The sequence below is a fragment of the Micromonospora sp. LOL_013 genome, from assembly GCF_048060315.1.
Taxonomy (GTDB): Bacteria; Actinomycetota; Actinomycetes; order Mycobacteriales; family Micromonosporaceae; genus Micromonospora_E.
In genome coordinates, this window is sequence record NZ_JBHMIQ010000042.1 from 48476 (window position 1) to 57605 (window position 9130).

Here is a 9130-nt window from a genome sequence, read left to right on the forward strand (position 1 = left end):
GCATCGGAAACCGGAAGGCCGGCGGGTTTCAATCCGGCGCGGTTTTCGTGTGTCCGGGGACTATGTTCCAGGTCAGATACCCGGGGCAGATATGCTGTTTCAATCCGGCGCGGTTTTCGTGTGTCCGGGGACGACAAGCCGGAAGGAATGGCCGTCGCGTACGAAGACGGTTTCAATCCGGCGCGGTTTTCGTGTGTCCGGGGACTACACCACAGAGGCAGAGAGCACCGTGTGCGGTGCGTTTCAATCCGGCGCGGTTTTCGTGTGTCCGGGGACCTCCCTCGTTACCGCCCAGCTCCCGCTTCGGCTGAAGTGTTTCAATCCGGCGCGGTTTTCGTGTGTCCGGGGACACGCCATTGCCGATGCCGCCGCCCGGTGCGCCGAGGTTTCAATCCGGCGCGGTTTTCGTGTGTCCGGGGACCGAGCGCCGGATCGCCCAGCTTGAGCCGGACGAGGGGTTTCAATCCGGCGCGGTTTTCGTGTGTCCGGGGACAGGACAGCAGCGGTCGGGTGCACGAGGGCGACGGTTTCAATCCGGCGCGGTTTTCGTGTGTCCGGGGACGGTCCGGCGGCGATGCGGGAGACAAGTTCCTGCTCTGTTTCAATCCGGCGCGGTTTTCGTGTGTCCGGGGACGGGCCTTACCCAGGAGGTATGATGCAAAGACTGTTCGGTTTCAATCCGGCGCGGTTTTCGTGTGTCCGGGGACCCACACCCGAGCTGAACAGGCTCACCGCGGCCGTTGTTTCAATCCGGCGCGGTTTTCGTGTGTCCGGGGACCGTGTCCGAAATGTCGGGCGGTCTGAGCTGGGTAAACATGGTGCTCCGGGGGCAACCTCTTGTTGATCATGATCTTGAGGGAGCCTCAAATGATCTCCATGGGGAAGGTTTTCGCAGCTCAGGTTCACTTTGGGATCTTTCCGCCAACCTACCCGGGATCCCGGGCGTGTCGGAGGTTGTCGCAAGGGGCATTTCCGGACATAAGCTCCTGTTGATCTCGGCGGTGACGTCGATGCCTCCGATTCTATCGGAGTTCGTCCGTCCGATCTCGGCATGAATACCTCTCCTTCCCGGCTGTTGAGTCGGATGTCTGACCAGCCGACGTTGTGGGCCGCGTGGTCGCGGGTCGCCGCCGGCACCGCACTCGCCGGAGCGGACGGCGTGACCGTCGCCGAGTTCGCCCATCACCTCGGGCCACGGCTGGAGTCGCTGTCCGCGCTGCTGCGCAGCGGCGAATACACCCCGCAACCCCTTCGACTGATGACCGTCACCCGTGGTGGCGAGCGCCGCGACCGGGGCATTCCGACCGTCGCCGACCGGGTAGCCCAGCGCGCTTTCCTGCACGTCGCCGGCGACCGGTGGGAGACCCGCCGCGCCGAGGTCAGTTTCGCGTACCAGCGGGGTCGTTCCTGGGTGGACGCGTTGACGATGGCTCTCGCGTACCGGGACAAGGGTTTGCGTTATGTGGTCCGCGCGGACATCGCCGATTTCTTCGCCAGCGTCGACCACCAGCTCCTGCACGAGATGGTCAGCGGCAGTCTCGCCGACCCGGCGGTCAGCCGGATCGTACGCGGCTGGTTCACCGCGCCGATGCTGACCGCCGCCGGCCTGCGTACCCGGGGCCGGGGTGTTCCCGAAGGCGCGCCGATCAGTCCGACCCTGGCCAATCTCTACCTGCGTGAATTCGACGCCCGGGTCGACGGCCGGCACGGCCGGCTGGTGCGTTACGCCGACGACCTGGCGCTGTTCTGCCTCGACCTCGACGCGGCGGTCAACGGCGCCCGGCAGATCGGCGCCGAGCTGGCCGCGCTCAACCTGCGGCTGCACCCGGGCAAGACGCAGATCACCACGTTCGACGCCGGGTTCAGCATGCTCGGCTGGGTGTTCGACGGCGAGCACGGCCGGCCCGAGCAGCCCAACGCGGACTGGACCCACCCGCTGCTCAACACTCCGCAGCGGGGCAAGCTGCCGGCCAGCAACGGGAGCCGGCGATGATCGGCAAGGCGTTCCACGTGATCGGCCCGGACTGCGTCCTCGGCCGGCGCGACGGTCGGCTCGTCGTGCACCGTGACGGTGTGCTGCGTGCCTCCGCGCCGCTGACCATGGTCGGCGAGGTCGTCACCACCGGCCGGGTGACCGTCACCCCGCACGCGATGCACAGCATGCTCGCCCACGACATCCCGTTGATCCTGCTCAGCCGCAACGGCCGACCGCTGGGTCGGCTCGAACCGCCCACCGCCGGGCACATCGCCGCCCGGGTGCGCCAACTCGACCGGCACCGCGACCCGGCCGCCCGGCTCGACCTGGCCCGCGCCGTCATCCCCGCCAAGATCGCCAACCAGGCGACGCTGCTGCGCCGCCGCGCGAAACGCAGCGACGACCCGGCGACGGTGTGGGCGGCGGTCACCCGGCTCGCCGAGTTCGAGCAGGCTGCCAGCGCCGCGACCGACCTGGCACAACTGATCGGCATCGAAGGAGCGGCGGCCGGGGCGTACTTCCGCGCCGTCCGGGTGATGACGCCGACCAAGTACGGCTTCGCCGCCCGCGACCGCAGCCGCCGCGACGTGATCAACGCGCTGATCAACTACTGCTCGGCGCTGCTGCGGGAAACCGTGCACGGGGCGATCCTCGCCGCCGGGCTCGACCCGTACCTGTCGTTTCTGCACACTCCGAGCCGGGGACGGCCCACGCTCGCCTTCGACCTGATGGAGGAGTGGCGGCCGGCGCTGCTGGAAAGCACCGTACTGGCGATGCTCGGGCTGCGTACCGTGACCGACGCCGACTTCGACGGCACCCACCTGACACCCGGCGCGACGTCCGCGCTGATCTCGCGGTATCAGGCCCGGCTGGCCATGCCGGCCCGCGAATGGCCGGCCCCCGCCGACCAGCCGACCTACCACCAACTGGTACGCCGCCAGGCGCTGCGGCTGCGCGGCTGGCTGCTCGACGAGCAGGCGCAGTACCGGCCGTTCCGCTGGAGGTGACCGTCATGCAGCCCAGCTGGTGGACCGTCACCTTCGACCTGCCCGACGACCGCGACCGCCGGCAGCTGACGACGCTGCTGCGCCGCCACGGCGTACGGGTGCTGTACAGCGTCTTCACCATCCACATCGGTGACGCGCACCTGGACCGGCTGCTCACCGCCAGCGCCGAACGGTTCACCGGCGGCGGGCACCTGCTGGCCCTGCCGTCCTGCCCGGACTGCGAAACCGCCGGGTACGGCGTACCGCTGGAAGTCCTCCCAGAGCAGGGCTGGGCCGGCTGGTGAACCGGCCGGTGCTCGTCGTCTACGACATCGTGAACGACCGCCGCCGCGCCGAGGTACGCGCCCGGCTCGGCCCGATCGCCGACCGCTTCCAGTACAGCGGGTGGCTGGTGCCACCGGAGGTCAACCTGACCGCGGCGCGGGTCGTCGCCGACCTGGCCGCGGTCGCCGGCCCGGCGGACCGGATCCACGGCCACGCCCCGTGCCCCGACTGCGCCCGCCGGGCCAGGTGGCTGCCGGCCCGCCAGCCGCACCGCCTCACCCGCCAACCCGGCTGGACCGCCCACTGAACGTGAACACCTGCCCAAAACGGGACGGGTGTATCTCGCCAAGTAAGGCGGTGCGGTACCACGTGGTACAGTCCGTGCATGGAGAGGATCACGCTGCGGGAGTTCCGCGATGGTGCGGGCCGGGTGCTGGAGTCGGTCGAGCGCACCCGTGAGCCGGTCGTCATCACCAAGTACGAGCGGCCGGTGGCCGTACTGGTGGGGATCGACGAGTGGGAAGAGCTCGAAGCATTCCGGGACAGCAAGGACGCTGCGGTGATTGCCCGCTCCCGTGCCGAGGGGCAGTTCGTGCCGCTGTCGGCGGCGTTGGAATCGCTCGGGGTCGATCCTCGGGAAGTCGAAGCGTTGCTGGCCGACCGCACCGACGGTGCGGCGGCGTGAAGGTTCAAGTCGACCGGGACGTACTGGTCTGGCTGCACAAGCAGCCGCGCAACGTCTTCCTGACGGTCCTCGGCGCGATCCTTGACCTGGTGTCCGATCCTCTGCCGCAAAGTTCGACCGAGCTCCGTGACGGATCGGGCCGACGGCTGCGTGTTGGTGACTACCGGGTCCTTTACCGAATCGACGGCGACGACCTGATCATCCACGCGGTCGGCCACCGCAAGGATGTCTACTCCTGAATCAGCCTGACAGCGGGGGACGCCGCCATTGGCCGCGACGGAGTCGGGACCGATGGCCGCTCGGGCGGGACCTGCTCCTGATCGGTGCGGCCGGGGAGCTTCCGGCTCACTCGCACGCCGATCGCCGTACGGGCGCGGGCTGCTTCAGGCGTTGAACCCGTCGGCCTTGACCGCACGGATGAAGGCGCTCCATCCGGTGGTGGTGAAGGTGAGGACCGGGCCGGTGTGGTCTTTGCTGTCGCGGACTGCGGCGGTGGAGGGCAGGCTGGCGACCTCGACGCAGGCACCGCCGTTGTTGTCACTGCGGCTGGACTTGCGCCAGGTGGGGTGCGGCGTGTTCATGATCAGCCTCCGGTGTCGTCAGCGATCCGTTGGATGAGGGTGCGGGACTCGACCGGGCCGAGTGCGGCGGCGGTGAGTCCTTCCCAGAGCCGAGTGTATGCCCGGACCGCGTCGGGGCCGTCGAGGTAACCGGCGTCGGCGAGGGTCTCCACGTTGAGGTTCCTGGGGTGTCGGCTGCCCGTGATTGCCGGTAAGTTCGCTCGTTGCCGGGTGGTGGAACATTGCTGGTAGGTGGAACGGATGGGGTGTGGGGTTGAGTAGTCCGTTGGTGCGTCGGCGTCGGTTGGCGAAGGAGCTGCGGCGGCTTCGGGAGGAAGCCGGGCTCACCGCCGAGGAGTTGGCGCGGGCGGCGAAGATGTCGCGGCCGAAGCTGTCCCGGTTCGAGACGGCGGATCGTGTGCCGTCGGTGTCGGACGTGAGCGCGATCCTGGGTGCGTTGTCGGTTGACGGCGAGCGGTGGCACGAGCTGGTGCGGATGGCGAACGACGCCGCCGAGCGTGGTTGGTGGGAGTCGTACGGGTCTGGGATGGGTCGGCGTCAGGCGGTCTACGCGAACCTGGAGCACGGCGCGGTGAGCATCCGTGAGTATCAGTCCTTTGTGGTGCCGGGGTTGTTGCAGGTGCCGGCGTACACGCGGGCGCGGTCGGAGTTGGCGTTCAAGCAGGCCCGGTTGCCGTCGGCCGACCTTGATCGGACGGTGGAGGCGAAGATGATGCGGCAGCGGATGTTGGCGCGGCCGGACGGTCCTCGGTACGAGGTGGTGGTCGAGGAGGTCGCGGTGCGGCGGCCGGCTGCGCCGCCGGAGGTGATGCGGGGGCAGTTGCTGCACCTGGCGACGTTGGCCGAGGGGTCCGGCCGGGTGTCGGTGCGGGTGCTGCCGCAGGGCGCTGAGCTGCGGGACTACTGGTTGCCGAGGTCGCCGTTCACGGTGTACCGGTTCGGTGGTGGTGATCCGGATGCGGTCGCGGTGGACACCGAAACGGTCGACCTGGTCTATACCGAGCCGGATGAGGTGGCGCCCTATGCGGACCTGTTCGGTCGGGTGTGGGAGTCGGCGTTGCCGGCTGCGGACAGCATGGGACTGCTCCGGGCTTTGGCTGGGGCGGGTCGGTGAGGAGAATCGAGGCTATGAGCAGCTTTCCAGCCACAGGTTGGCGCAAGTCCACGCGGTCCGGCGGCGACGACAACTGCGTGGAGGTGAACGTCACGGATGCTCGGGTGGGCGTCCGGGACAGCAAGGCGGGTCCGGCGGGGCCGGTCCTCGATTTTAGCCGTACGTCGTTTGCCTCATTGATCCACAGTCTGCGTGCCGGGCGGGGGTGACCTGCGCTAACGCAGCTGGCTGAGGCCACACCGAGCGGTGTCCGGGTTATTCCGGGCACCGCTTTCGTCTGTCCGGGTGGGGGAGGCGGTGGTGGATGCCTCTTGCATCGGATGCCCCCTCGATGCATCCTGTAACAGTGCCGATGCTGGAACATTCCACAGATGCGATACAGTTTCGCGGTCTGCCGTCGTCTCGTCCGCGAGACGTGGTCGGTAGGCGGCGGTCGCGGTGACGGCGGAGAGCCGTGCGACAGCCGGGCGGGCCGAGTCGTGGCGGGTCAGGGCGGTCCGGTTCAGCCGGCGGTGGCGCGGGTTGGACCCGCAGGAGGTGTACGCGTACCTGCACCAGGTCGCCGATGAGCTGGATCGGCTGGCCGGATTGGCGGCTGGTGAGCGGGCCGAGGTCGAACGCCTCCGTGAAGGTCTCCGGCAGTGGCGGCAGCGGCACGTCGGCTGCCGGTTCAACGACCCGCCGCCCTGGCCGGATCCGTCGGCGGGCAGCGCCGGTCAAGCGCGCTACCCACCGAATCGGGGGCGGTGGTGAGCGTCGAATGCTGCCCGGCCTGGGTGCGCCCCGGCTCACCTCGCGTCCCAGGTCCAGATTGGAGGAGGCTCGGATGACGCTGCATCGTCCCGTACGCCCGACCTGGATGTGCGCTGGTTGCGGGTTGCCGTGGCCGTGTCAGACGCGGCGGCTGGAGCTGTTGGCCGAGTACGCGGGCGCGGTGGTGTCGCTGTCGGTGTACATGGCGGCGTGTCTGCTGGATGCGATGGCGGACCTACCCGACTACCGGTGCGGCTACCTGTACTCGCGGTTCATCGGGCGGTGGCGCTGATGTCGGTCATCCGGCCTGGTGACGAGGACATGCACTTCGAGGACGGCTCGCACCGCTGGTACCCGTTCGACCCGGACGACCACGACCAGCAGGCGTGGGAGGAGCGGGTGCGCGAACACCAGCGGCAGCACTGTGAGGAGAACCCGCCCCGGAAGCGCTGGCGACGACGGTCGATCTGACCGCCGGGCCGAGCGCCAATGCCCTTGTTGAGCTGGGGTCGGGCCGCTGGCGGCAACCACCGGTCCGACCCCTACCCCCGCACTGCTACGAGAGAAGGCAGACGATCATGGACATCTGCGCGTTGACCAGCGCCGCGTTGCTCGGGTTCCTGGCCGGGCTGTTCTCATTCCGGGTCAAGAGCCGCTGGTGCCCCAAATGCGGCGAACTCACTACCACTCCGCCGCCGCACTGACGTCCTCGCACCGACTCCCTGCTTGTGGCCAGCGTTGCGGGGGTCGTCGCTGCCTGACCTGTGGGCGGACGTGGGATCAGCCGGACCGATCCACATAGGAAGTACGAAGAGGATTGCTACCCGACCTTTCTCAGGAGGGAAACGTGACCAGGAACCAAGGCCCCGCCAACAGACACCACCTGACCCCGTACGTCAGGGTCAACTCGGGTCCGACGCCGGAACGGCCGCCGTTGCCGCGACGGACGCCGGGGCAGACGGACATCGGGCGGGATCCGCATTTCCGGTTGCTGGCCGCTCGTGGGGTGGCGGCGGCGATGCGGAACCGGCCGGACGCGGATGTGCTGGCCCAGGCGCGGGAGACGGTCGCCGAGCACATGCCGAGTCGGCTGGCCGAATGCCGGGCGTGTGACATGCCGGCGTTCTGCCAGCCGTTCACCAACGCGTTGGCGGTGTTGGACCGGTGGGATCAGGTCAAGGCGCGTCGGGTGCGGGCGGTGTTGCAGTACGCCGGACTCTGGCCGGACGGGTACGTCCACGACGGCCGGGACGGCTGATGACCGACCGCGATCTGATCCGGGTAGGCGACACGCTGCATCTCGGTAAGGCCGATTGGGTGTTTGGTGACCGGTCGATGACGGTCCGGGTCTCGGAGATCCGGTACGGCCTCGACGATGCCGACTCTCCGGTGGTGGGCATTCTCGCGACGATCACCTTGGCCGGGCGGGACGGACGGATGGCCGCGATCGGCGTCTACAAGTCAGCGCTGACCCGCCCCGGTGTAGTGCAGCGCCGGCGGCCGCCGAACGGCGTCGACTTCCCGGCCACCGAACAGCAGTAGACCCCCGGGACGCGTAACCGCCGCAGCCCTGGTGGGCGGTAGGGCGCCGGGCACCCGACGGGCGGGGTGACGCCCTCACGTCCGCCTCCGAGCACGCGGAAGGCCGCTCGACCCAGTGCCCTACCGCCGTCTACGCGGTCACCCCACCGCCACTGCGCTGACACTCAGCCCTGAATTCGACTCGGTCCTCTCATTCCTGACGTCTTTGGCTGTTTCATTCCGGCGCCGTTTTCGTGTGTCCGGGGACACGACTTCAACACGACCGCGCAGCCCGAGATCGAGTTTCAATCCGGCGCGGTTTTCGTGTGTCCGGGGACGAGAACAAGTGCGGCGCAAGGATCGTGCGAACGCATGTGAGGTTTCAATCCGGCGCGGTTTTCGTGTGTCCGGGGACAGATGACCGATCTCACGTGCCCCACTTGCGGGGCGGTGGTGGTTTCAATCCGGCGCGGTTTTCGTGTGTCCGGGGACACCGTCTTCAGCGGTCCGTTGACCAGCTCACCGAGAGCGTTTCAATCCGGCGCGGTTTTCGTGTGTCCGGGGACACTACCTCCAGCTGAATGGCACGGGTGCGTGGGTTGACGTGTTTCAATCCGGCGCGGTTTTCGTGTGTCCGGGGACGGGTGAAATCATGGATCATCGGCGTCCTTCGAGTTTCAATCCGGCGCGGTTTTCGTGTGTCCGGGGACCGTGTCCGAAATGTCGGGCGGTCTGAGCTGGGCAAACAGGTGACTCGGAGGGCAACCTCATGATCATCATGATCTTGGTGACGGCTCAGATGATCTCTGCAAGGTGAGTTTTTGCAGCTCGGGCGTACTTTGGGATCTTTCCGCCAACCTCCCCCGGATCCCGGGCGTGTCGGAGGTTGCCGCAATCGACATTTCGCCGCAACTCCGGCACCTGATCTTGCGTGCATCGATGTCTTGTCTGTCCTCGGTGGAGACCGTATGGCTCGGCGTGGCCGTCTCACCTCCCGTCCGGTAGTCGTCGACAGGCCGATGTGGGAATTGTCGCTCACCGGATTGGCTCCGGCAAGAGGAAACGACTCGTCCTCGGGCAGTGGATCAGCGGACCGTACGTCGTGCTGCTGTGCAACGAGATACAGGTCGGGAGCTGCTGGCCAGGCGTTGATCGGCCACAGATGCCCCCAATGCCACGTAGCTTAAGTTGATCTTGGTGGTGGCTGGACCCGGTAGATGTGGATGGTCG

The 9130-nt window shown here is 68.0% G+C and carries 16 protein-coding genes and 2 CRISPR repeat arrays (1 of these 18 only partly in view); of the genes, 14 read left to right on the forward strand and 2 right to left on the reverse strand.

Translation table 11 applies throughout. The annotated features are described in order from the left end of the window. A CRISPR array of direct repeats spans positions 1-778; the repeat unit is 36 nt; unit sequence GTTTCAATCCGGCGCGGTTTTCGTGTGTCCGGGGAC; it begins 340 nt to the left of the window's first position. A gap of 273 nt (positions 779-1051) precedes the next feature. From ACFHWS_RS23755 to ACFHWS_RS23780, 6 genes are all read left to right on the forward strand, one after another. After that, positions 1052-1993 (forward strand): reverse transcriptase domain-containing protein, encoded by a 942-nt coding sequence (locus ACFHWS_RS23755; RefSeq protein WP_416569113.1) that lies wholly within the window; start codon positions 1052-1054, stop codon positions 1991-1993. After that, a complete protein-coding gene (cas1, locus tag ACFHWS_RS23760) occupies positions 1990-2982 on the forward strand; it encodes a CRISPR-associated endonuclease Cas1 (RefSeq protein WP_416569114.1) in 993 nt (330 codons plus the stop codon). The genes ACFHWS_RS23755 and cas1 overlap by 4 nt, the downstream gene beginning before the upstream one ends. Positions 2983-2987: 5 nt before the next feature. Beyond that, positions 2988-3266 carry a hypothetical protein gene (locus ACFHWS_RS23765; RefSeq protein WP_416569115.1) on the forward strand — a complete coding sequence of 93 codons (279 nt, stop codon included), beginning with the start codon at positions 2988-2990 and terminating at the stop codon, positions 3264-3266. Continuing rightward, positions 3263-3553, forward strand: a complete 291-nt coding sequence (locus ACFHWS_RS23770) for a CRISPR-associated endonuclease Cas2 (protein WP_278114760.1) — start codon at positions 3263-3265, stop codon at positions 3551-3553. The genes ACFHWS_RS23765 and ACFHWS_RS23770 overlap by 4 nt, the downstream gene beginning before the upstream one ends. A gap of 78 nt (positions 3554-3631) precedes the next feature. After that, positions 3632-3931, forward strand: coding sequence for a type II toxin-antitoxin system Phd/YefM family antitoxin (locus tag ACFHWS_RS23775; protein WP_278114762.1), 300 nt, complete (start codon positions 3632-3634; stop codon positions 3929-3931). After that, a complete protein-coding gene (locus ACFHWS_RS23780) occupies positions 3928-4170 on the forward strand; it encodes a type II toxin-antitoxin system RelE family toxin (RefSeq protein WP_278114764.1) in 243 nt (80 codons plus the stop codon). The genes ACFHWS_RS23775 and ACFHWS_RS23780 overlap by 4 nt, the downstream gene beginning before the upstream one ends. A 144-nt stretch (positions 4171-4314) precedes the next feature. On the opposite strand, the gene ACFHWS_RS23785 is transcribed toward ACFHWS_RS23780, so the two are convergent. Together ACFHWS_RS23785 and ACFHWS_RS23790 are read right to left on the reverse strand one after the other, a co-directional pair. Further along, positions 4315-4512: a DUF397 domain-containing protein gene (locus ACFHWS_RS23785; protein ID WP_416569116.1), complete on the reverse strand. Its 198-nt coding sequence runs from the start codon at positions 4510-4512 to the stop codon at positions 4315-4317. A gap of 2 nt (positions 4513-4514) precedes the next feature. Then, a complete protein-coding gene (locus tag ACFHWS_RS23790; RefSeq protein WP_416569125.1) occupies positions 4515-4754 on the reverse strand; it encodes a Scr1 family TA system antitoxin-like transcriptional regulator in 240 nt (79 codons plus the stop codon). A gap of 11 nt (positions 4755-4765) precedes the next feature. On the opposite strand from ACFHWS_RS23790, the gene ACFHWS_RS23795 reads away from it, so the two are divergent. The 8 genes from ACFHWS_RS23795 to ACFHWS_RS23830 all read left to right on the forward strand — a co-directional run bounded on the left by ACFHWS_RS23795 (position 4766) and on the right by ACFHWS_RS23830 (position 7921). Continuing rightward, entirely contained in the window at positions 4766-5626 is an 861-nt protein-coding gene (locus tag ACFHWS_RS23795; RefSeq protein WP_416569117.1) for a helix-turn-helix domain-containing protein, read from the forward strand. A gap of 14 nt (positions 5627-5640) precedes the next feature. Further along, positions 5641-5835, forward strand: a complete 195-nt coding sequence (locus tag ACFHWS_RS23800) for a DUF397 domain-containing protein (protein ID WP_281550643.1) — start codon at positions 5641-5643, stop codon at positions 5833-5835. Between the two features lie 229 nt (positions 5836-6064). Then, the gene (locus ACFHWS_RS23805; RefSeq protein WP_416569118.1) at positions 6065-6379 is read left to right on the forward strand and encodes a DivIVA domain-containing protein; all 315 of its coding nucleotides are present in this window, start codon (positions 6065-6067) and stop codon (positions 6377-6379) included. A gap of 73 nt (positions 6380-6452) precedes the next feature. Further along, positions 6453-6671, forward strand: a complete 219-nt coding sequence (locus ACFHWS_RS23810; protein ID WP_416569119.1) for a hypothetical protein — start codon at positions 6453-6455, stop codon at positions 6669-6671. Further along, positions 6671-6850, forward strand: a complete 180-nt coding sequence (locus ACFHWS_RS23815; protein ID WP_416569120.1) for a hypothetical protein — start codon at positions 6671-6673, stop codon at positions 6848-6850. Before ACFHWS_RS23810 ends, ACFHWS_RS23815 begins: the two co-directional genes overlap by 1 nt. A gap of 107 nt (positions 6851-6957) precedes the next feature. Next, on the forward strand, positions 6958-7083 hold the full coding sequence (locus ACFHWS_RS23820; protein ID WP_416569121.1) for a hypothetical protein: 126 nt from the start codon (positions 6958-6960) through the stop codon (positions 7081-7083). A 143-nt stretch (positions 7084-7226) separates the two neighbouring features. Then, positions 7227-7637, forward strand: coding sequence for a hypothetical protein (locus ACFHWS_RS23825; protein WP_416569122.1), 411 nt, complete (start codon positions 7227-7229; stop codon positions 7635-7637). Further along, a complete protein-coding gene (locus ACFHWS_RS23830) occupies positions 7637-7921 on the forward strand; it encodes a hypothetical protein (RefSeq protein ID WP_416569123.1) in 285 nt (94 codons plus the stop codon). The genes ACFHWS_RS23825 and ACFHWS_RS23830 overlap by 1 nt, the downstream gene beginning before the upstream one ends. Positions 7922-8132: 211 nt before the next feature. Then, a CRISPR array of direct repeats spans positions 8133-8610; the repeat unit is 36 nt; unit sequence GTTTCAATCCGGCGCGGTTTTCGTGTGTCCGGGGAC. The last annotated feature ends 520 nt before the right edge of the window (positions 8611-9130 follow it).